Origin of the sequence: Gimesia panareensis (assembly GCF_007748155.1) — a bacterium.
GTDB classification, from domain to species: Bacteria; Planctomycetota; Planctomycetia; order Planctomycetales; family Planctomycetaceae; genus Gimesia; species Gimesia panareensis.
The window spans coordinates 6,900,947-6,922,177 of the sequence record NZ_CP037421.1 but is presented as its reverse complement, the minus strand read 5'-3'; the positions used below and the strand labels follow the sequence as shown (position 1 = coordinate 6,922,177).

The 21,231-nt window shown below is 55.1% G+C and carries 19 protein-coding genes; 10 read left to right on the top strand and 9 right to left on the bottom strand.

The window, feature by feature from the left end:
• Positions 1 to 88: 88 nt before the first annotated feature.
• Complete coding sequence (locus tag Enr10x_RS26000) at positions 89 to 1,207, top strand: hypothetical protein (RefSeq protein ID WP_145451903.1); 1,119 nt, start codon at positions 89 to 91, stop codon at positions 1,205 to 1,207.
• Between the two features lie 261 nt (positions 1,208 to 1,468).
• Entirely contained in the window at positions 1,469 to 2,512 is a 1,044-nt protein-coding gene (locus Enr10x_RS25995; RefSeq protein WP_232093139.1) for an alpha/beta hydrolase family protein, read from the top strand.
• A gap of 10 nt (positions 2,513 to 2,522) precedes the next feature.
• On the opposite strand, the gene Enr10x_RS25990 is transcribed toward Enr10x_RS25995, so the two are convergent.
• A complete protein-coding gene (locus Enr10x_RS25990) occupies positions 2,523 to 3,260 on the bottom strand; it encodes a hypothetical protein (protein WP_145451901.1) in 738 nt (245 codons plus the stop codon).
• 133 nt (positions 3,261 to 3,393) lie between these two features.
• Between Enr10x_RS25990 and Enr10x_RS30445 the strand changes: the two genes are divergently transcribed.
• From Enr10x_RS30445 to Enr10x_RS25960, 6 genes are all read left to right on the top strand, one after another.
• Positions 3,394 to 5,415, top strand: coding sequence for a GDSL-type esterase/lipase family protein (locus Enr10x_RS30445; RefSeq protein WP_232093138.1), 2,022 nt, complete (start codon positions 3,394 to 3,396; stop codon positions 5,413 to 5,415).
• A gap of 63 nt (positions 5,416 to 5,478) precedes the next feature.
• On the top strand, positions 5,479 to 6,204 hold the full coding sequence (locus tag Enr10x_RS25980) for an NAD(P)-dependent oxidoreductase (RefSeq protein WP_145451899.1): 726 nt from the start codon (positions 5,479 to 5,481) through the stop codon (positions 6,202 to 6,204).
• Between the two features lie 172 nt (positions 6,205 to 6,376).
• Complete coding sequence (locus Enr10x_RS25975) at positions 6,377 to 6,787, top strand: ester cyclase (protein ID WP_145451897.1); 411 nt, start codon at positions 6,377 to 6,379, stop codon at positions 6,785 to 6,787.
• 118 nt (positions 6,788 to 6,905) lie between these two features.
• A complete protein-coding gene (locus Enr10x_RS25970; RefSeq protein WP_145451895.1) occupies positions 6,906 to 7,289 on the top strand; it encodes a BlaI/MecI/CopY family transcriptional regulator in 384 nt (127 codons plus the stop codon).
• 3 nt (positions 7,290 to 7,292) lie between these two features.
• Positions 7,293 to 9,269, top strand: a complete 1,977-nt coding sequence (locus Enr10x_RS25965) for a M56 family metallopeptidase (RefSeq protein ID WP_145451893.1) — start codon at positions 7,293 to 7,295, stop codon at positions 9,267 to 9,269.
• A 194-nt stretch (positions 9,270 to 9,463) separates the two neighbouring features.
• Complete coding sequence (locus Enr10x_RS25960) at positions 9,464 to 9,778, top strand: hypothetical protein (RefSeq protein ID WP_145451892.1); 315 nt, start codon at positions 9,464 to 9,466, stop codon at positions 9,776 to 9,778.
• A 45-nt stretch (positions 9,779 to 9,823) separates the two neighbouring features.
• Here Enr10x_RS25960 and Enr10x_RS25955 read toward each other — a convergent pair whose 3' ends face one another.
• The 5 genes from Enr10x_RS25955 to Enr10x_RS25935 all read right to left on the bottom strand — a co-directional run bounded on the left by Enr10x_RS25955 (position 9,824) and on the right by Enr10x_RS25935 (position 13,201).
• Entirely contained in the window at positions 9,824 to 11,233 is a 1,410-nt protein-coding gene (locus Enr10x_RS25955) for a sulfatase (RefSeq protein ID WP_145451890.1), read from the bottom strand.
• A 20-nt stretch (positions 11,234 to 11,253) separates the two neighbouring features.
• A complete protein-coding gene (locus tag Enr10x_RS25950) occupies positions 11,254 to 11,550 on the bottom strand; it encodes a DUF4345 family protein (protein WP_197997372.1) in 297 nt (98 codons plus the stop codon).
• A gap of 173 nt (positions 11,551 to 11,723) precedes the next feature.
• Positions 11,724 to 12,179 (bottom strand): DoxX family protein, encoded by a 456-nt coding sequence (locus Enr10x_RS25945; protein ID WP_145451886.1) that lies wholly within the window; start codon positions 12,177 to 12,179, stop codon positions 11,724 to 11,726.
• Between the two features lie 28 nt (positions 12,180 to 12,207).
• The gene (locus Enr10x_RS25940) at positions 12,208 to 12,579 is read right to left on the bottom strand and encodes a cupin domain-containing protein (RefSeq protein WP_145451884.1); all 372 of its coding nucleotides are present in this window, start codon (positions 12,577 to 12,579) and stop codon (positions 12,208 to 12,210) included.
• Positions 12,580 to 12,709: 130 nt separating this feature from the next.
• On the bottom strand, positions 12,710 to 13,201 hold the full coding sequence (locus tag Enr10x_RS25935; RefSeq protein ID WP_145451882.1) for a carboxymuconolactone decarboxylase family protein: 492 nt from the start codon (positions 13,199 to 13,201) through the stop codon (positions 12,710 to 12,712).
• Between the two features lie 118 nt (positions 13,202 to 13,319).
• Here Enr10x_RS25935 and pdxR point away from each other — a divergent pair, with 118 nt between their 5' ends.
• Positions 13,320 to 14,807, top strand: coding sequence for a MocR-like pyridoxine biosynthesis transcription factor PdxR (gene pdxR / locus Enr10x_RS25930; RefSeq protein ID WP_145451881.1), 1,488 nt, complete (start codon positions 13,320 to 13,322; stop codon positions 14,805 to 14,807).
• A 103-nt stretch (positions 14,808 to 14,910) separates the two neighbouring features.
• On the opposite strand, the gene Enr10x_RS25925 is transcribed toward pdxR, so the two are convergent.
• Entirely contained in the window at positions 14,911 to 16,830 is a 1,920-nt protein-coding gene (locus Enr10x_RS25925; RefSeq protein WP_145451879.1) for a PQQ-dependent sugar dehydrogenase, read from the bottom strand.
• 18 nt (positions 16,831 to 16,848) lie between these two features.
• Here Enr10x_RS25925 and Enr10x_RS25920 point away from each other — a divergent pair, with 18 nt between their 5' ends.
• Positions 16,849 to 17,064 carry a hypothetical protein gene (locus tag Enr10x_RS25920; protein WP_145114427.1) on the top strand — a complete coding sequence of 72 codons (216 nt, stop codon included), beginning with the start codon at positions 16,849 to 16,851 and terminating at the stop codon, positions 17,062 to 17,064.
• A gap of 3 nt (positions 17,065 to 17,067) precedes the next feature.
• Here Enr10x_RS25920 and Enr10x_RS25915 read toward each other — a convergent pair whose 3' ends face one another.
• Positions 17,068 to 17,385: a transcriptional repressor gene (locus tag Enr10x_RS25915; protein WP_145114425.1), complete on the bottom strand. Its 318-nt coding sequence runs from the start codon at positions 17,383 to 17,385 to the stop codon at positions 17,068 to 17,070.
• A complete protein-coding gene (locus Enr10x_RS25910; protein ID WP_145451877.1) occupies positions 17,382 to 21,176 on the bottom strand; it encodes a tetratricopeptide repeat protein in 3,795 nt (1,264 codons plus the stop codon). The genes Enr10x_RS25915 and Enr10x_RS25910 overlap by 4 nt, the downstream gene beginning before the upstream one ends.
• Positions 21,177 to 21,231: the final 55 nt, after the last annotated feature.

Genomic DNA, 21,231 nt, shown 5'->3' with positions numbered 1-21,231 from the left:
TAAATCTCGATTTATCAGAACCTGATCAGGTTGAGTCATCTCAATCAGGAAAACCAGTCTTTCACAGCTTAATTGGAAGCGGGATTTCATGGCTAACGGATTCGAAATTTGTATTTACCCCCGTTCGGAAGACTTTTCCGCAGAGACTGCGTTCCTGAATTTGACTCAGAAGCTGGAACAGGCACAGGTGCTCAAGCAAGGCTGGAGTGGATTCTTTATCTTCCATAAGGAACCAGCATCGACGAGAAGATCAACTAAAACTGAAGAGGCAAAGTATCTGGTTGAACATGGTCACTCACATCGGGAGCGAACCGACAACTCAAGAACTTGCCTCATTCAGAATAACCTGACTGATTCGACTTGCTTGCATTACCAGGTTTTTAACCTGCTGAACCATTGGAAACTTTCAGATGAAAACCAGTGCCCGGAAAATGATCCCGTACTGTTGGAGTTGAATGCGTATGACCGGGGACATAATTATGGCCACCTGTTTCGTTCGGAAGGGCATGCGAAATTCTACTTTGAAGCGAACAGCGGTTACTTCGTGCGCTACGACCGGGATTTCAATCTCGATCCGAAGTATGAAGATTACAATCTTTGTGTAGAGGAAAACCTGAAGATCATTCGCGAACTTCTGGAGTGTATAGTCGATGCCCTGGATCCATTGTCTGTCAAAGTTTTTACAGGGAGTGGTTCATATGTACCGTTCAATTCGCATGCGACATATTTTGCGAATCCGAAAGCCTTCATTACGGATTTACAAATGATCCATGATTACTGGACTGGAAACTTTGGTCCCTATTACCAGGGAGAGCCGAAGCCCTATCGGGATTCTGATCCAGTCACAGCCTGGTATCAATTTAACGGTATGCGATCAGTGGAGCAGCGAAAAGAATTGTGGGAGGCGTACAACGCCTGGCTGATCATGCGGGAGGAAGTCACTTCCGAAGTCGTATACGATACCTGGGATGTGAAGCAGTCTGTTGAGGATGGTGGATTGGATATTCGACGGACAAAACAGGGAGGCGCATTTGTGTTTGGGTCCGAACATTTCTTTAACTCGTTCGTTTCCGATGTCTATCTGCACGCCCTCAACATCGCTTATCTTGTGAACAAAGATCAGATTGAACAGAAAATCCAGGAGCTTGAGGCACAAAACTGGCAGGACGAATTAGATCGTCTGGATGACGGGAAATTCGAGGGTTAGATTTAAGAAGTTGCTTGTTCCAATCAGTTCCAGTCCCCCTGTGTCTCTATATAATTTCTTAGCGAACTATTAATTGATACCGTTTAGTTTTAAACTTTTCGTGCCTTTCGTGTATTTCGTGGTAGTAAATACACGAGCCTTTCGCGGTTCCACCCGGAATTCGCTCTCCGCACCGAAACCTGTTTCCGTGGCAGGTGTTCAATCAGTATCTCGATCCAGCTTTCAATCTAATGCCTCGTCCTGTCACATACGAAAGATGAGATGATGAAGTATCTGCCCGTCTGTCTGTTGCTGTTGCTGTTGCTGTTGCTGTTCTGCTCCTGTTTCCAGTTCACAGAATCGGCACACGCAGAGACGAAGCAGTACAATCCACTGCAACAACTCACAAAACAGACGGCACCGCCGATCGATCTCACGATCAAAGATCAGAAACGAAATCGCGACATTCCCCTGCGGATCTATCTCCCGAAATCAGAACAGCCCGCGCCGGTCGTGTTATTCAGTCACGGACTGGGAGGCGCCCGCACTGGCTCTCAGTATCTGGGAGAGCACTGGTCTGCCCGCGGTTATGTCGTGGTTTATCTGCAGCACGCGGGCAGCGACGAAGCCGTCTGGAAAGACGTCCCTTTACTGCAGCGACTCAGAGCGTTGAAGTCAGCTACCACGCTGCAGAATACCGTCGATCGCTACCAGGATGTCTCCGCCGTCCTCGATCAACTCACACAATGGAACGCCGACCCACAGCATCAGTTTCATAACCGGTTCGACCTGGACCACATCGGCATGTCCGGTCATTCTTATGGCGCCGTCACCACGCAGGGCGTCAGCGGTCAGAACTGGCGACTGGTCGGACAGCGTTATACCGATCCCCGTATCAAAGCCGCCGTCATGTTCAGCCCCAGCAGTCATGGCAGGGCGGAACCGGCAGACTCCTTCGGTCAGGTTTCGATTCCCTGGATGTTACTCACCGGCACCAAAGACACTTCGCCCATCAACGACACGACGGTTGCCGATCGCCGCAAAGTTTATCAGGGGCTGCCGGACAGCATCGACAAATACGAACTCGTGCTGTTCGACGCGCAACACTCCGCCTTCTCCGATGGTCGACAGCGCCGGGGCCAGGCCAGACGGAATCCCAACCACCACAAATCGATCCTCGCCGTCACCACCGCCTTCTGGGATACGTATCTCCGCGACAGCAAACAGGGCCGCCAGTGGCTGCAGGGTATAGCCTGCCGCCAGCAACTTGACCCGCAGGACGAGTGGCAGTTACAGGTTTCGAAAACCGCGACCGGGAAACCGTGATCTGTCCGGCTTATTTTTGTTCTGAATCAGCCACCCATTTGCCTTTCGAGCAGTGAAACACGGAACGCTTCCCATCGACGATCCGGATGACTTTCAGACCGTCCCGGGGATGCACGTAATGATCGAACTCACGATCCGGAATGATCAATAACTGACACTGAGCGCAGTTCAGTCGAACCGGATGTGCCGTCCAGGATAGTGGTTTGTCCTGGGGACGTTTGGGCAATTTCACCTTCAGAGCAGGGATCTCTTTGGAGTATTTCCGGTTCTGATTGATGGAACTGGGCTTTTCGACAAACGATTCCAGTCGGGCATGGTCGCGAGACATACCGAGGTCGACCGACTCGTCGAGCCAGTTTTCATTGTACTGCAGTCCCAGTCCGTATTTCTGCCAGTCATAGTCTTTATTGTAAACGAAGACACTCATCTTCCCGAGCAGATTCTCGTTTTTCTCGATTTCCGGCTGAAGTTCCCGGTACGTTTCCAGCAGAGCACGCCGTGTTTCAGCGGGCATCTGCAAGAGCTGTAATTCATCGAAACCCCAATAGCCGCATCCAAAACCTCCATTCCAGTGATTCCCATAGGCAAACAGGGGTGATTCGACGTTTTGAAATTTTTGAATCTCTTTCAGATTGAGGCGGATGTAATAGAACGCATCCCCAGGCAGAAACCGTGTGTTATTGGCATACACGTGCGAAGCAGGCATCCACAGCAGAATGACGAACATGATTTGAGAGAACGCTCTCATGACGAAGCCCCTTGTTGAGATCAGGGAATGTTCTGTGCTCATCGGCAGACAAGCTTCAATAAAATGGATACAATCAGAGAAGTGATTGATTCCATATTACCATTTTTGATCGGCTGCTCAACCGGAGATTCCCGTGCTCAAACAAATGCCACCTGCCTGCTGTCGTTGGTTTCCTTTCATCTCTCTGGCCCTCTGCACCCTGGGGATTCTGTGTCTTTCCGCAGTTACTCCCGCAGCTGAGCCCGCGTCACCGCAGTGGCAATTCCAATCCGAACTGCTGGAACCGATCTGGCAGGGCGATACGGTCCGCGGTGAATCAGTGCTGTTTATTCGTGATTTGAAAACGGGTCAAACGACAGCTTCGCTGCTGTTTCCCCCTCAGAAAGTGCTCAAGATCACGAATTCCGCCGGGGACATCACCTACGAAGCAGGCCGCGATTATCTCTGGAAACCGGGATCGCGTGTGATCAGACTACCCTCAGACTCACGTATTGTCTGGAAGTTCCCGACTCAACTGCGTCGTCCCGCCAACTCGCAGCGGCACAAGCTGACACACCGCGACGGTCACGGAGAAATTTTCTTCGGCGGACGCCTGGAATACCACGACATGCAGACCTGCATCACCTACACCCACGAGCCTGTCGACTGGAAAGAGATCACGCCCACCTTCGATGCCAAAGCACTCCCCCGCACAATCCAGAAACTACGCAAACATGATACCACCTCCATTGTGCTCCTGGGCGACAGCATTTCCACCGGCTGTAATGCCTCAGGCTGGGCAGGGGGCGCCCCCTTTCAGCCGGCGTTCCCCGAACTGCTCCAGGAGAACCTGCAGCACCATTACCAGAATCGTGTTAAGCTGACCAATCTTTCGGTCGGGGGCAAAGACACGAGGTGGGCGCTGACGCAGGTCGACGAGGTCGTCAAAGCGGATCCCGATCTGGTCATCATCGCCTTTGGTATGAACGACTCCGCCGGTCGTTCCGCGGAAGAATATAAAGCGAACACGAAAGCCCTGATGGAACAGATTCGCAAACAGCAGCCCCGGGCCGAATTCATTCTGATTGCCCCCATGCTGGGCAACAGGGACTGGATCCGCCTCAACCACGAACTGTTTCCCCAGTACCGCGACGCGCTGGCAGAACTCACCAAACCGGGAGTCGCCCTGGCCGACATGACCTCTCTCTGGACGGAATTCTTCAAGCAGAAGAAAGACTGGGACCTGACCGGCAACGGTGTCAATCACCCCAATGATTTTGGACATCGCGTGTATGCCCAGGTCCTCTCCACGCTGCTCATTCCCGCGGACGAAACCAATTCCGCTGCAAAGACGAGTCTGCCTCCCGAGGTCTTTTCGCTCTGGGACGGCAAAGCACCGATCGGCGATGACCAGTTCGAAGAGGCAGACGTCAAGCTCACCCTGCATCGTCCGGTGAAACCAAACGGTGCCGTGATCGTCATCTGCCCCGGTGGTGGGTACCAGCGCGTCGTGACTGGCGGAGAAGGGCACGGCATTTCCGCCTGGCTCAACCAGCATGGCATTACCGGCGTCGTCCTGGAATACCGTATGCCACACGGCCGCTCCTTCGTCCCGCTGCTCGATGCGCAGCGCGCCATCCGCACCGTCCGCGCCAATGCAAAAAGCTGGGGCATCGATCCTGCAAAAGTCGGCATCATGGGCTTTTCCGCGGGAGGGCACCTCGCCTCCACCGCCGCCACGCATTTCGATGCCGGCAATGCTGACGCGAAAGATCCCATTGAACGTCAGAGTTCCCGCCCCGACTTCGCGATTCTCGTCTATCCCGTTGTCACCATGGGTGAGACCACGCATGGCGGCTCGAAAAAGAATCTGCTCGGCCCCGAACCTACGCCCGAGATGATCGAGCTCTTCTCGAATGAAAAACAGGTCACCGATCAGACGCCCCCCATCTTTCTGGCCCACGCGATCGACGATAAGCCGGTGCCCATCAAAAACAGCCAGGATTTGTATGCGGCTCTGCAGGAGAAACAGATTCCTTCCAAACTGCTCGAACTCCCCAACGGCGGCCACGGCCTGAATGGCTACAAAGGCCCCTCCTGGGACGCCTGGCAGAAACAGTCACTCGAATGGCTGGCAGAGCTGAAATTCATTCCGCAGCAGGACGCACAGGAATAGCACTGAAAGCGTTCTGCAGCAGCGACATCCCCAAAGAAAGACACAACCAGAGAAAGACACAACATGACCACCCTCGTCGTGGGCGCCACCGGTGCCACCGGACGCCTGCTCGTAGAACAGTTGCTGCAGCGCGGCGAAGCAGTTAAAGCCATCGTGCGCCGGACCGGTACATTCAATGAGTTCATCACCAGCCATCCTGACTTCACCGAGATCCTGGCCAGCGTGCATGACATGACGGTCGGCGAACTGGCACAACAGGTTGAGGGCTGCAACGCCATCGCCTCCTGCCTGGGGCACAACATCACCTTCAAAGGAGTGTTCGGTAAACCTCGTCTGCTGGTTACCGATACCATCCGCAAGCTCTGTGAAGCCGTGCAGAGCACGAACCCCGCGCAACCGGTCCGGGTGGTCCTCATGAATACCGTGGGCAACAGCAACCGCGATCTGGCAGAAAAGGTCTCCTTCGCCCAGCGCTGTGTGATTGGTCTGTTGCGAATCACTGTGCCTCCGCTGCGCGATAACGAACAGGCTGCCGACTATCTGCGGACCCGGATTGGTCAGAATCACGAGACCCTCCAGTGGGCCGCCGTCCGCCCCGATGCTTTGATCGATGAGAGTGAAGTCACCGCTTACGACCTCTACCCCTCCCCCATTCGCAGTGCGATCTTCAACCCCGGCAAGACCAGCCGCATCAATGTGGCCCACTTCATGGCAGAACTGATGACGGATCAGGAGACCTGGAACCAGTGGCAGGGTCAGATGCCCGTGATCTATAACCGTCCGGAATAGCAGCCTCCTGCGATTAAAAATCTTTCCGCATTTCGATCGCTGAAACTAGGCAACCCCTTCCGGACCGGTTTAAATATCGCGGGAAAATTCTCTCAGGCAAGCAGCGACCAGTCGTCTGGCGCACCGCTTCGCCTCAGGACAAGTGATTCAGCACGCACAGGCAGGAGTGGTTATGTCGATCGAAGCAGAGTCGAAACAGGTCGTTCGTCAATACGTGGAAGCGTTTAACCGGGGTGACCTGCAGGCACTCAGGGAACTGCTGGCAGACGAAGCCGAAATTCAGGGAGTCTTCGGTAGAGGTCTGTTCGAGAAGATCGAACCTATCTGGCGTCAGCTGATCGAAGGCTACGGCATGCAACTCCAGCTTCAGGAACTGATTGCAGAAGGCAATCTCGTCGCCGCCCGCTACATCGAAGCCGGCACCTTCCGTGCCCCCGCTTTCGGCAAACAGCCTACCGGTAAATCCTATGAAATGGTGGCCATGGAATGGTTCGAAATTGAAAGCGGGAAAATCAAACGCCGCTGGGGGGCTCGCGACTCAGCCACGCAGGCCCGACAGCTGGGCATCCCGCTGGAGAGCTGAGCTGAAAACCGGCGAAAAAATGTTTCGCTAAAAAATTAGCTTTTCGTATTGACGCGTCCCGGTGGAAACGCTAATAATTTAGCGTATAAGAAATTTGGAGATTGTCAGGGAACAGCCGATGTCTCAATACACCGAACTCAGCCGGCGGGAACGCCAGATTATGGATTCGCTTTATTCGCGCGGCGAAGCGACCGTGCTGGAGATCCAGCATGATCTGCCCAACGCACCCACGCCCACCGCGATTCGCACGATGCTCCGCATCCTGATGGACAAGGACATCGTCCAGCGCCACAAGCAGGGCCGCGAGTTTGTCTACGCTCCGACGGCACCCCGACGTCCGGAAGGGGCGAAAGCGCTCAAGCATGTGATTCAGACTTTTTTTGATGGTTCGTTCAAACAGGCCCTGGCAGCGCAACTGGCCAGTGATGACGAATCGCTGACGGACGACGAACTACGCGAAATGGTCAAACTCATCAAGGCAGCTCGAGATAAAGGAAATTAAGCGATGGAAACTCAAATACACGTCCTCCCGTTCTTCGGGCAGCCTGATTTCCTGCTCGACCTGGTCATCAAGTCGACCCCCATCCTGCTCGCCGCACTGCTGATGTCGTGTCTGCTGAAGCAGGCCAGCGCAGCAGTCCGCCATTCCGTCTGGGGCGTCGCCCTGCTGGCTGTTCTCGCTTTACCGCTCGTGAACTTAAGCACGCCCAAATGGTCGCTGTCGGATCTCGCTTCGCAGAACGCGGTTCCTCTGCCCAGCCAGCAGACCTCATCCACTCGTTCAGAAGCCAAATCTGCCAGTCAACCACACCAGGATCAGCTCTCTGTAGATCAACCAGAGGCCCAGACAGCATCCACAGCTTTGGAAAGCGGGAAGCTTCCTGATACGGAAGCGACCGCTGTATCCTTTCCACACAAAAACATTCCGTGGAATGCCTTCTGGCTGACGGGCACAGCGCTGATGTTGTTGCGGCTGACGTTCCTGCAATATCGCCTCTGGTCATTCAGTAGACAGTGTGAAACAGTGACCGACGGGCCACTTTTGGATCTGCTGCAAGCCTGTCGTGAGGAACTGGGCTGCGTACGGCCCGTGACTCTGCTGATGACAGACCAGCGGTCGATGCCCATGACCTGGGGCGTGCAACGTGCATCGATTCTATTACCGCGTGAAGCGCTGCACTGGACGGAACAGGAAGTCCGCTCTGCACTGCTGCATGAACTGGCGCACGTCTCCCGCCGCGATTGCCTGCTGCAACTTTTCGTGCAACTGACGTGTGCGGTTTACTGGTTCCATCCTCTCGTCTGGTTCGCTGCCCGCAGTGTGCATTTTGAACGCGAACGGGCCTGCGATGATATCGTGCTGCAGCATGGCACCCGGGCTTCCGATTACGCAGATCAACTGTTGCAGGTGGTCTCCACCTTCCGTGCTGTTAACAGTTGGAAAGTCGCCGCGGTCTCCATGGCAGCTGCCAGCGGTTTTGCCCAACGATTGAAGTCGATCCTCCACGAAACCAAGGATCGGCGTCCGGTCGGCCTGCGTACCAGGCTGGTACTGGCGCTGACGTTTGTTACGCTGACCGGAATACTGGCTGTCTTCCCGGTTGCCTTTTCCAGAACCGTATCTGCGGGGCAGTCCGGTCCGGATCAACCGCAGGTGCAGTCCCAGGCGGAATCACTGGTTCCTCCGATGCAATCGAAGGCGAAAGCCGCTGCTCCCGCGAAATCTGTCCCCGGGGGACCACCGGATGTATTACCCAAGACCGCGACTCAGCAAAAGCAGATTCAACCGAATGTCAGCGTTCAGGAGTCGCTCCCCCAGCCTCCCGGCAAGGTCATGCTCAGGAACGGGCGTCAGGAAGCCAAAGTGTTCGAAGGGAACCGAATCGTCAAAGGGAATGAGATCGCACAGCGTTCGCTGAATATTGTTTTCGCCCACGATCCGGGAATCGGCAACTACGACGGAGTCGTGGGGCGTCCGCAGGATATCTGGAACATGGTCGACCTCGGTACGACCGCGGTTGACTACACGCGCTACAGCGATGCCACGCCCAGTACCGCCCGGTTGCGTATTACCCGTCACGACGGCGAATGGGGCATCCAGGGACAGTCCGGCATTTTCCAGGGCTATATCTATCACAACTGCCGCTGTGTCGATCTGCAGACGAGAGTGCTGGACCTGCCCGCGGGGAAGTACAAAATCTATGTCTTCGCCCACGGCGATGCGCCGAATCAGAATGCGAAGGTGCAACTTAAAGTCGGCAATCGCGTCATCGGCCAGAAAGCCACTGCCAGCGACGGCACCTGGAATTATCGCACCAAACCCTACCGCGAAGGGGTGCAGTACGTCAGCTTCGACTTCGACATCAAAGCCGGCCAGGAACTGACCCTCACCAGCTTTCGCGGCGACAGCAATTATTCGATGTTCAACGCCATTCAGATTGTGCCCCAGACCGATCCGCGGCCAGCTCCGCAGGCACAATAAGCCGGGAATCAGAAATGACTTATCGTAAATAGACGGTACGGACGAGCCCTCCCTCACGTTCGTAAGCAGCCGGCGATTGCCCGTTTTTTCTGGAAACGGGATCGGGAACTGCCTAAAATAGGACTACCGCCAACACAGAAGTAGAATCGTCTTCAAACTCGAATTCTGTTCGACGCAGAGAGGGAGGTCCTGTCATGTCGACGCTCACAGTCACCCGCGAATCCGGTTGTGCTGATAAGATGCGCAAGTATTCCATTCTGGTCGATGGCGTTTCGATCGGCTCCATCGGGGAGGGAGAAACACTCCACTCCGAAATCGATCCTCAGAAACACCGGGTCGAAGCCCGCATCGATTTTTGTGGCAGCAGAACCCTGGAAATCGACGGCTCCCACGATCAGAGCCTGACCGTCCGCAGCGGTCTCCCCAGCTGGCACGGTGCCCACAGCCTCTACAAAGTCTTCATCGACCGCAAAAGCTATCTTGAACTCGAAGTCAACAACGAGAACTGACGCAGATGAAAGGCGATGAGATCTGGGGGAGGGCTATTTCTTTTCTCACTTCCCGCCCAGTTTCCCGTCGCGGCCTTTGATCTGGTTCAACTGTTTTGACAGCGTTTTACTCTCGTCGGTTCGTTGCTCCGCCACGTTTTTGTTTTCCAGCGGATCGGAGCTGTGGTCGTACAGCATGCGTGATGTCCGCTTTCCTTTGGGATTGGTATATTCCGTGTAACGCAGCGCGTCGGTGCGGATCGTGTCGCCGTTGCGGAAGCGGCTGACGGCGGCCTCTTTCCATTTCGTATCAGGGTTCCGCATCAGTTCGACAAAGCTCTGGCCTGCCAGATGTTCGGGCAGCGGAATTCCCGCCAGTGTACACAGGGAAGGGTAGACGTCAATCGTTTCGATCAGCGCGGACCGTCGCTGTCCCCCCTTGATACCCGGTGCCCGGACGAGCAGGGGAATCTGCAGCGAACTTTCGTAGCAGCTGTGTTTGCACCACAGCGTATGATCTCCCAGGTTCCAGCCATGATCGCCCCAGAGCACGACGATTGTATTCTCGCTCAACTGCAGCCGATCCAGTTCCGCCAGCAGCTTGCCAATCTGGGCGTCGGTATAACTCACACAGGCATAGTAGCCGTGAATCAGGTTGCGGGCGGTCTCTTCCGACACGGGGCCCTGGCGGGGAATGCCCGCGTAAGCCCGCAACTCACCAAAATTGTGAATCGATTCCTCCGGCGCGTCCTGGGGAACCTTATAATTCTCGGGCAGCTGAATCTTGTCGTGATCGTAGAGGTCCCAGTATTTCTGAGGCGCGATAAAGGGGAGGTGCGGCTTGAAGAAACCGACGGACAGGAAGAACGGCTGCTCCTGTTGTTTCAGCTGTTGCAGTTTTTCGATTGCTTTCTCGGCCAGCACGCCATCCATATAAGCGTTATCAGCAACATCAGCTGACTCCCAGGCGGGGCCTTTGGCCTTCCGCTTCCCCTGTTTCTGTCGCTCCTCGTGCAGTTTCTGATTTTCAGGTCGCTGGTACCAGGGAATGCCCTGCGGTCGCCAGGCCGGTTCTGACCAGCCTTTGGCGTTATCCTGCGGATGATGAAAAATCTTCCCCAGGGAAACCGTGTAATAGCCGTTCTGTTTGAACTGTGTATTCATGGTCGTGATGCCGGGCGCGTCCCGTTCGGCCCAGGTCAGAAAATTGACGAAGCGTTTACGGGCCGGTCGAATCCCGGTCATCAGGCTCGCCCGCGAAGCACCACAGGTGGGCACCATGCAGAAGGTCCGTTCGAACAGCGTGCTGCTTTCTGCCAGCTTGTCGATGTTCGGCGAATGAATGTGCTGCTTCCCATAACAGGCCAGCTCGGGCCGCAGATCATCGACCGCAATAAACAGCACATTCGGCTTGTCCGCAGCGAAGGCGGGGAAAGCGAAACAGAGTACAAACAGGAACAGCAGCGAGCGAGACATTTGAGTTTCCTGATTTTTTACTATCTGCCAAACATCCTGGTCTCAATTAAATACCGCCAGAGGCCATAGCTGAGAGGGAGAAGAGATAACAGAATAAAGGTGTAGAAGATAACTCGATCCAGCTTATCGCCGGAAACTCCAGATAACAACCACCCCACCAGCCTCAGCAGACCATACACCGCGAACGTGATACTCAGAATCAACCAGGCATCACTGCGGAACAGAGTCGCGAAGTAGATCACGGCGATCCCGATCACGAAGAATGCGCCATACATGCCGCGGGAGAATCGATTGTCCGAGCTTGGATTCTGAATCATGACAGGTTTCATTTGAGTGGGACAGGGTTGTGCAGAAAACCAGAGATAATACTGCCATGATACAGAAGGATGGACAAAAATCCAGACGAAAGTGACACTTCGTTCGGGATTTCAATTCGACCAGCTGGCTTGGATTGCACACAGATGGATGCTCCCTGGAACGGGAGGTAGTCTCAATCAGAAGTGGCTACAGCCGGCCTGCGCAACTGCGGATGTGTGGCCAGCAGCAGGGAGGCGGCCGATGCAGTCCAGACAGAGAACGAGAGCGGCCCTTCGGGGCCGGTGCCGAACGTCATGCACAGAGCAAAGGTCAGCAGTAACAGGCAACTGCCCAGCGCGACTGCGCGGAGCTGGATACCCAGAATCAAGCCGATCGCCAGGATGATTTCCAGAATCGTCGCCGTCCAGCCAAAAAAAACAATCAGGGGATCTGGCAGGAACCAGAGCAGCAGACTGGTGTATTCCAGAAACGATTGAAACTGCCCCCAGGCAACTTCACCAGTGCCGGGAGCACCCCAGAGGCCGAAGCGGTCGGCGACCGCAGACAGAAATGACGCTGCCAGCGCAAAACGGACAAAGTAAAGTGCAAAACGTGGTGTGGAATTCGGGAGCTGTGGATCGTGGTTCAATGAATTACTCTCTGTGACGAATCTAAGGTTAGTTCTTTTCTGGTGGCTCGGGAATGACCAGTTGTCGCGCATCCGCAGGATGTACCATCGTGACGATAAGCCGTGTCCGTTTCTCTGGATCCGGATTACGTCCGACCCGATGCAGGATCATCGCTGGTTCAAAAAATGTATCACCGGCTTTGAACGTCTGCAGCGGCCCGTCGCCAACCTGAAATTCGAACGTGCCTTCCGCCACATAGCCCGAGACCGCACCGGGATGCCGGTGTGGGGGACTCCCGGCCAGGGGATCCAGCGTTACTTCCAGCATGGTGGCTTTTGTCGGTTTGCCCTCCTGGAGCACTTCCAGCGAGTCGCTGCGCAATATCTTGACGTGAACTTTGGGCTCAGCCGTGATCGCCACTGATGTTGTGCAAACAACGATCCAGCAGACACAGTAACTGTAAAATGTCGTTCGAAATAACTTCTGTATTCTCACGGTGGTTCTCTCTTGTCTCTTCAGATATTTATCTTCCGTTCGATGTCTTTCTGATTCAGACGCCCGCCAGCTCAGCCTGTTTGGCTTTGACCAACTGGTCGATCATGGCATGGTCGGTATGGAACGCAATGCCCAGCCGATTCCACGTATTGATCATGCCTACTGCCAGTGTCAGTTCGCTGATACCGGTTTCCCCCCAGGCATCGAGAGTTGCCTGGTAGAGTTCGTCGTTGATAAACCGGGTGTCGGCGATTTTGGTGAGCGTTTCTGCCCAGCGAAACGCTGCCTTCTCCTGTGCGGTGAAGCAGGGGGCTTCCTCCCAGGCCGCTGCCTGGCAGATGCGTTCGGGCGTTTCTTCCAGTACATGCAGCACCTGCGTGTGGTAACTGGTACAGAAAGAACACCCATTAATTTGTGAGATCCGCAGGCGAATCAGTTCCAGCAGCCGGGGATCCAGGGAAGTCTGTTCGAGCAATGTTTCAATGGCCATCAGATGTTCGGCTGCTTTTCCCACATGTTTGTAGTAATTCACGCGTTTTCCGGACATGATTATCGTCTTCCTTTCAGGAAACAGGTATTGATGAGCTGCTTGTGATGCCCTGATTATACCGCTACGATAAAACCGTCAAAGAACCACTTTGAGTGAATTCAATAGGGCCACTTTCATGGGCCGCCGTGCTAAACAACACTTCGAATTTGAAGCGATCTCCATCGACAAATCTGCCGGCGAAAGTCAGTATCGCCAGCTGGAAAATCAGATCCGCGAAGCGATTACCGGCGGCCTGTTACCTGCAGGGGCACGCGTCCCTTCCAGCCGCAGACTCGCGCAGATGCTGGAAATATCGCGCAATACCGTACTGACAGCTTACGAACAGCTGCTGGCAGAGGGGTACCTGGAATCGGAGACCGGGTCGGGAACGCGGGTCGCGCAGTTCCTGCCCGAAGCGTTCGAATATACGGAACAGCCAGAGGCTCCCCAGGCGACGGGCGACTTTGAAGAGCTGCTCTCTACTTCAGGGAAAGTCCTGGCCCGCTATGCCGGCTGGATGCCCGATTTTGCTCCACTCCCTCAGCCGTTCCGACCGCACCTGCCTGCGGTGAAAGAATTCCCGTCGGCGTCCTGGAATCGACTGTCGAACGAACAGGCCCGCTGGTCAATGAGACATCTGGATCAATGCGATGCGCAGGGGTATGAACCGTTGCGGCAGGCCGTGGCCGAATACATGGGAGTATCCCGGGGCGTCTCCTGCAATAGTGCGCAGGTCATTATCACGTCGGGCGCGCAGCAGGGTTTGAATCTGGTAACCCAGGTTCTGCTCGAGCGTCAGGATACCATCTGGGTGGAAGAGCCGGGCAACGCGCCCGCGAATCAGTTGCTGGAACTGCTCGGGTTTCGGATTGTTCCCGTACCCGTGGATCAGGCAGGCATCGATCTGACGCGGGTGCCCGATCAGAAAATCTCTCCAAAATTAATTTACGTCACGCCCGGCGGCCAGTGGCCTCTGGCGATGACAATGAGCCCGGATCGGCGACAACAGTTGCTGACAGAAGCAGAACGGCGGCAGAGCTGGATTATCGAAGACGATTATAACGGTGAATTTCGCTATACGGGACGTCCCCATCCAACGCTGAGCAGCCTCGATCAGCGCGGGCAAACGATTTACATGGGCTCATTCAGTAAGCTGCTCTTCCCCGCGATTCGGCTCGGCTTCTTAATCGTTCCCGAACAGATTGCCGGTGCCTTCAGATATGCCCGCTGGCTCAATGATCGTTTCTCTTCCCCCTTGACGCAGATGGTGCTGCACCGGTTCATTGAGTCCGGCCAGTTTCTCAAACACATCAGGCAGATGCGCTCGCTGTATCAGGAACGACAGGCCTGTCTGTATGAAACGCTGTTGCGTGAATTGGGCGAAGTGATCGACGTCGATCTGCCCGAATCAGGCATGCACCTGGTGGTGCAGGGGAAAACGCCTCAGCTGGACCAGGAACTCATGGCAGCCGCCGACAGGGCCGGCATGGAATATCATGCGGTCCGCATGTATGCGCAGGAACCGGAGCAGGTCCCGGGCATGATCCTCGGCTTTGCCGCCTTCGATCAGAAGCAAATCAGAAAAGCCGTCCGCAACTGGGCTCAGGAATTCAACCAACGCTGAGTGGTGTCGGTGAATGCTGTCATTCTGCGGACGAACAATAAAAAAGTGCCAGGCCCCGCACGGGAACCTGGCACCGGTTTCAAACTCAGTTGATGACTGCAGGCTACTCTCTTTCGAGCCGGAAGATCCCTTCGCCCCCTTTGACGGTTTCGACGCAGTAATACAGATTGCCGTCTGCATCGGTGCCGAAGGCCATCACGGGAACCGTACTGGTGGAGAGACGCAGGTTCTTGGTCACTTCGCCCTTTTTCTCATCATATTTCAGGGCCCAGATTTTACCTGAGACGAAGTCGGCATAGACATACATGCCATCCAGTTCGGGCAGCTTCTTACCGCGATAGACGGTACCGCCGGTGACCGAGCGACCGATCCCATGATCGTATTCCCAGATCGGAGCGATCGGTTTCTCTTTGGCCGTCTCGGGACGATTACCGAAGTTGTGTGTCCCTTCACGTACGCTCCAGCCGTAGTTGCCTCCCTTTTTGATGATGTCGATCTCTTCCCAGAGTTCCTGTCCGACTTCGCCGGCGTAGAGGGTTCCGGTTTTCGGATCGAAATTCAGCCGCCAGACATTCCGCACGCCGTAGGCGTAAATTTCCGGGCGGGCATTGGGACGATTGACGAACGGATTGTCGGCAGGGATTGCGTAGTTCTTGCCGTTCTGCTGGTGATCGACGTCGATCCGCAGAATGGAACCGAGCAGAGTTTCCAGGTTCTGGCCGTTGCCCAGCGGATCGTTGCCGGAACCACCGTCACCCAGGCCGATGTAGAGAAAACCGTCCGGGCCGAACTCAATCGAACCGCCGTTGTGGTTTCCGAACGGCTGATCGATTTCCATGATGACCGTTTCGCTCTTGGGATCTGCCTTGTTGGGATCGCTGGCGGAAACCTGGAAGCGGGAAATCTTCGATTTTCGCGGCATCCCTTCAGCCGTATAGTAGACGAAGAACTGCCCGTTCTTTTTAAAGTCAGGATGGAACGCCATGCCGAGCAGGCCTTCTTCGTTGTTCTTCTTCCAGGGAGCAACCGCTTCGTGGATGTCGAGGAACAGTTTGGCCTGTTTGGGGGACTTGGTATCGATCGTGTGGATCATTCCCCGCTGTGTCGCGACGAAGAGACGGTCGGTGCCATCACCGGCACTTTTGACGACCATCGGCCGCAGCGGAACAACCTTACCGGTCTCTTCATTGACGGCTTCCCAGCCTTCCCATTTCAGACCGGGGAAAGCGGGCACGCCTTTGATTGCCAGTGCGCCGTCACTCGGATCCGGTGCGGAACCATCGTCGGCCAGCTTCCGGATTTTGATGTTTCGGAACGAAACCAGGTCGTTGTGGTCCTGCAGACAGATGTGTCCTTTGGTTGCTTTTCCGAACTTGGGAAACTTGGAAAACTTGCTGGCCGCGACCCGTTTATTCCAGTCGGCACTCCCTTTGTTGAAGCGGAAGTAACGAATACCGTTCATCACGACTTCGGAACGATCGGGGCCGATCCGCAGGAACAGGTTGTTCCACTCGCCGGCGGGACGTGTGGCATCGGCAGGTTTGCTCATTTCCTCCTTAGTCCCGGCTTTGGGAGGGGCCGGTTTATAGAGTTGGTAGAGCCAGCCCGCTTTCTGCGGATCGTGTCCGTCGACGTTGTCCTGGATCTGCACTTCCGGACCGGTCCGCCAGGGAGTTTGTTCTTCCTCGGTGACGTGGAACATCAGTCCGCTGTTTCCCTCTTTGGAGATTTTATAATCCAGCGAGAGTTCGAAGTATTTGAACTCATCATCGGTGATGATATCGCCGGCCCCTTTTTTGGCCCGGGTGAGCACGCCGTCTTTGACTGTCCAGCCATCGCTGACATTGTCTTTCTTGTAATTCCGCCAGCCTTTGGTAGTTTTGCCATCAAACAGCAGTTTCCAGCCGCTCTTCTTTTCTGCATTCGAGAGTTTGTTCGTGGCGGTATCATCCGCAGCCGAGACTGTCGACACAGCCAGGCAGGCGGACAGCATGAGCGTCAGCTTGGTTTTCAAATTTAGCATCACAGGTGCGCTTCCTTTATGAATCAGCAATTAAATGGAGGGAATGAAGTTGCAGAACTTCAGGCGAGATTGTTTGAATCTCTTCTGTTATCCAATATTTCACAGGCAGAATCAACGATAAATGCCCGTCTGAGCCGGATTGGAAGCGTATTTCAGTGCCGCGACAACGAGATTCACAGCAGATCAGTATCTCAGGACTTTTTTCGTGCCGTTTGTGCCTTTCGTGGTTGGTAAAAATCAATCGCACCACTCAGCAGGCAACCGGTAGCGTGTTTGCTGGGGATCCGGCTGGGAAGGGGCTCCTGTTTCAACCCGCAAAAGCAGTTTGATTTCCACCAGAAACAGAAGTGTGCGATAGACCGTCGATCGCGCAACACGCCGCGGCGCTGATTTCACAATTCCACAAATCTCTTCGGCGGTGAACTCCTGGCCCTGACGAAACTGTTCGTAGATTTTTCGGACAATGATTAACCGTTCCCTGGTCGCCCTGCATCCCTTCTCTTCGTTGAGTCGGATCGCAAATTCTGCGACGTAACCTCGATTGCGGCGGATCATTTTTCCGCGGACCTCAGGTAAGGCTTGCCCTCTCTGAATAAACTCAGTCTGCGTACGGTCTCCAGTCGCTGTGACTCCGGACCCAGTCTGAGTACCTGGTTTTGCATCTCGATTGCTTTTTCGAACTGCCCGTTGGCGGCATAAGCGACCGCCATCGCGCCGTAATTCCCCCAAAACTTAGTTGGCTGCAGATCAAAGGCCCGCTGTGCGTGCTGGAGTGCTTTAGCTTTGTCGCGGAATTCTTCCTGCTCGCTGGCGGCGTAAATATAGGTCAGGTTGTTGTGTGCCAGCCAGTAGTCGGGGTCAATCTCCAGTGCCCGCTGGTAGTCGGCCAGGGCTGCCTTGTCGTCCTTGAGTGCTTCATGCGCCTGTCCCCGACTCATCAGCGCAGCCACCAGTTCCGGCTTTGACTTCAGAACGGCGTTGCAGATATCGATCGCCTCCTGGGGTTTCCCTTTCTGGAGCAGTTGAGAGGCTTTCTGCAGTTGCTGCCGGGCATAAGCATAGCCGGCATCCAGCTCGGAAGTCCGGCGATCGTTAATTTCAATATTTTTCGACCGCAGATGTTGCGCCGCCAGCATGCAGTTATATTTATTCGTGGCTGAAGAAGTCGCTGCAGACTGCAGATAGATGTTGGCCCACTTCTCCTCGCCATGTTGCTCTAACAATTTACCGGCAAAATAGTAGAAATTCGTAGGGCTCCCATCCTGGATCTGGACGAGCAGAGACTGGAACCGGTTGGCATTCCAGTCGATCTTCCCGGGGTTCTGCAGCAGGGTCTGAAAGAGATTGGCCAGCTCCGCTTTACCAAAATCCTTATTCCACATCCCGGCGATCTGTTTCAGCAGGTCGTCCCGCTGAGCGGGCAGCTCCAGTTCATCAGCCAGCAGGGCTGCATGCAACCCACAGTAGCCGTCGTTATACTTCTGAAGTGCAGACTGGAATGTGTCGAAAGCCTCGGATTTCAGCCCCTGGGTTAACTGCAGTACTCCCCGTTCCATGGACTGGGTATAGTTCCCGGAGGTCGGGTTGGCCAGAAGGTGCTCTTCCGCCAGTTCCAGGGCCTCTTCACGATCGCCAAAATCGGTCCGCACACACCAGAAATACCAGCCGGCGGCATTCGCTTCATAGCGCTTAGAGCAGTTTTCCATTAACTTTTCGGCAGCATCGAGTTGGCCGACTCCTTCCAGGTAGTGGGCGCCGCAGATCAGGCCCCAGGCGGAATAGGTTTTCGCTGCATCCATCGCATACGGCTTTGCCTCTTCCCATTTCCCCTCTCCCATATAATAGTAGGCAATCTTGCTGCGAATCTCGGCATTCTCCAGACCGGTGGTGGGGACCCGCAATGACTTTTTCATGATGTCCAGCCACTTCTCCATCTCGCCCCTGCGCATGTAGAGTTCCGCCAGGGATTCGTAGGTCTGAAAATCTTTGGTGAATTCCAGTCGGCGGAGCAGAATTTCTTCCGCTTTCTCATCGTTCAGTTCCCGCAGGTGCCGTTTCCCCATCGCGGACAGGATCTCAGGATTGTCGCCGTATTTTTTCACGATCTCCGCATGATGCTGATCTGCATAACCCTGGTTTGCGTCGATATTCAGAGAGACCGTCTGAGGCTGATGCGGGCTGATCTCCAGCATCAGCCGGGCGATATCCCCCAGCAGGTTTCTGCTGTACATCTTCTGCTTGACCAGAAATCGCTGGTATTGAAGCTGATCCTGAAAGATGCGGTCCAGGTTCGCGACGGCGGCAGCTTTGATTTTGGCGTAGTCCTCGTACTTCAGATAACCATAGCTGCCGGTGATCAGTTTCGCGGAAGAAAGTTCCAGTTCTGTCGGATCGTACGAGGCGCGCAGCTTCCGGTAGGTCTCCTGAACGTCAGCAGGGACGGAAGAATAAATCTTGATGTACGGGGCATAAGGATGATCGACCAGCAGAGGCTCTACCTCAGCGATATCATCGTCGGCACTTCTGCTGAGAAATTCGGTCAGAAAATAGAGCCGCCGACAGGCTTGCAGGTAAGAGACTTCCTGCAAAAGCTGCCCGAGTGCATTCACGGAAGGTTCCTGATCGTGGGCGATGGCGTTTTTCAGTTGCCTCGTAATCTGGTTCCGGAAGGGGAGCTTCGTTTTGACTTTGAAGAGAAACGCCATGTGGTCGTCGAGTGGTTCTTTGATTTCTGCAGGTAGATTGCCTGCCTGCAGTTTTTTATAGAGCTGCTCCCAGATCTGCTTCTGCCGCACTTCCGTGAGTTTACTGAGGTGCTGGAATGACTCGAGATCATTCAGTTGATCCAGGGCCCTGACGCAGGCCGGTTCTACCGCCAGTAGTTCTTCGGAGCGGGTTCCCGCTGCCTGCCCGTCCAGATCCGGGTCCGTCTGCATCGCCCTTAAGTAAACGGCCATGTATTGCAGGTTTTCGTCACGTGTTGCTTTCTGCAGCACCTCTGGTTGATAGAGACAGTAGGCTTCGATCAGTTCCAGCCAGTCCGGCAGTGGTCGTTTTGCGTCCTTGTCCTTAGCCGTTGATTGAACCGTTTTCAGATCGGCGATGGCACTCTGATGCCGGCCGACGAGTGTTCTGACGTAAGCACGATGTGCCAGGGACCAGGGAGAATCCTCACAGCGATTCGTCAGCCGTTCCGCGTACAGCAGAGCCCGGGCCTTGAAGACCTTATGCGCCGGGCTCTGGAGCCGTTCTGTCGGGCTGCCCAGGTTGGCATAGGCGCGGGCCAGCAGGGCCAGCCGTTCGGGAGATTCGCCCTCGGCTGCGATTGCGGCGTGCATGTCCTGGGCGACGGTGTACTGCGAGATAAAGCTCCACTCTTTGATCTGCTTCGCTGTCTTTTCCGGAATGGAGGATTCTTCCTTCCACTCGGCAGCCTTGCCTGAAAAGCCCGCTTCTTTGAGCGCGTCAACAAAGCCGTCCCGCGAGAGAGCTTCCGACTGTTCCACCAGTGCCTCAAAGGCAAACTCTTCGGGCAGCGTGAACGGTTCCGAATTCCAGCGGTAGGGCAGTTCGGTTTTGTACGGCAAAATCAAATCGATCGAGACTTCGCGGTTGCGATTGATATGTGTGATCAGCTGAATGGGGAACCGTTCCGGATTTTCTACCAGCTTGACATCCCCCCGTAGTGAGGTGTCGCGGGTTTTTCGCCCGAGTCCGTCCCGCCCGCCGATCAGCAGCGCCTGGCGTACGACTTCCCGGGTGAGGATTCCCTGCAACTCGTCGACCTGTGAATCGAGTTGTTCTGTGGACAACACCACTTCATCTTTGAGTTCCCGGTCCAGTCCTTTGTCCGGCAGTGACAACTGATGAGCGGCGATCGGCGGTTTGTTCGGCTGTTTCTGATTCTGTGGTGCAGCGATCTCAGGCGGGGCATCGCCTGCGGGATCGGCTTCTGTCTTCAGTCCGAGGACGATATCTTCATCATCGGTTGTCAACTGGAGGTCGTACGTGCGAAACAGGCTGAACCAGTGATACTGCAGACGCTTCCCCCGATCTGTCAGCTCTTCTTTGCCCAGGGGAAATCCGCTGACCATTGTTCTGGCTTCATCGAGCGGAAAGGGGGCGCCGTTCTGCTGGTCGGAAAGTTCAATCCGTTCCTGCAGCGCTGCCAGGGTTTTGCTGTAACCCGAGCGCGCGTTCCATTCGATCAGAACGACCAGCAGGGCCACCGCGATCAGGCCCCAGACGAGCGCTCGCTCGATGGGTGAGCGTTTTTTCTTTGGTCCGGATGGGCCTGGTTCAGGTGTGGCATCGGAAGAGTTGGTACGTGATTCTGCGTCCGTCATGGATCCGCTCCGCAGGGATGTTGTCTGTGAACAACAGGTGAGAAAGGAATTTGCC

Coding starts and splice junctions, on each gene's coding strand:
- Enr10x_RS25920 (WP_145114427.1), top strand. CDS start 16,849: ATGAATCAGCAATTAAATGGAGGGAATGAAGTTGCAGAACTTCAGGCG.
- Enr10x_RS25910 (WP_145451877.1), bottom strand. CDS start 21,176: ATGACGGACGCAGAATCACGTACCAACTCTTCCGATGCCACACCTGAA.
- Enr10x_RS25955 (WP_145451890.1), bottom strand. CDS start 11,233: ATGTCTCGCTCGCTGCTGTTCCTGTTTGTACTCTGTTTCGCTTTCCCC.
- Enr10x_RS25995 (WP_232093139.1), top strand. CDS start 1,469: ATGATGAAGTATCTGCCCGTCTGTCTGTTGCTGTTGCTGTTGCTGTTG.
- Enr10x_RS25915 (WP_145114425.1), bottom strand. CDS start 17,385: ATGATCCGCCGCAATCGAGGTTACGTCGCAGAATTTGCGATCCGACTC.
- Enr10x_RS25975 (WP_145451897.1), top strand. CDS start 6,377: ATGTCGATCGAAGCAGAGTCGAAACAGGTCGTTCGTCAATACGTGGAA.
- Enr10x_RS25980 (WP_145451899.1), top strand. CDS start 5,479: ATGACCACCCTCGTCGTGGGCGCCACCGGTGCCACCGGACGCCTGCTC.
- Enr10x_RS25960 (WP_145451892.1), top strand. CDS start 9,464: ATGTCGACGCTCACAGTCACCCGCGAATCCGGTTGTGCTGATAAGATG.
- Enr10x_RS25935 (WP_145451882.1), bottom strand. CDS start 13,201: ATGTCCGGAAAACGCGTGAATTACTACAAACATGTGGGAAAAGCAGCC.
- Enr10x_RS25965 (WP_145451893.1), top strand. CDS start 7,293: ATGGAAACTCAAATACACGTCCTCCCGTTCTTCGGGCAGCCTGATTTC.
- Enr10x_RS25990 (WP_145451901.1), bottom strand. CDS start 3,260: ATGAGAGCGTTCTCTCAAATCATGTTCGTCATTCTGCTGTGGATGCCT.
- Enr10x_RS26000 (WP_145451903.1), top strand. CDS start 89: ATGGCTAACGGATTCGAAATTTGTATTTACCCCCGTTCGGAAGACTTT.
- Enr10x_RS25925 (WP_145451879.1), bottom strand. CDS start 16,830: ATGCTAAATTTGAAAACCAAGCTGACGCTCATGCTGTCCGCCTGCCTG.
- Enr10x_RS25950 (WP_197997372.1), bottom strand. CDS start 11,550: ATGATTCAGAATCCAAGCTCGGACAATCGATTCTCCCGCGGCATGTAT.
- Enr10x_RS25970 (WP_145451895.1), top strand. CDS start 6,906: ATGTCTCAATACACCGAACTCAGCCGGCGGGAACGCCAGATTATGGAT.
- pdxR (WP_145451881.1), top strand. CDS start 13,320: ATGGGCCGCCGTGCTAAACAACACTTCGAATTTGAAGCGATCTCCATC.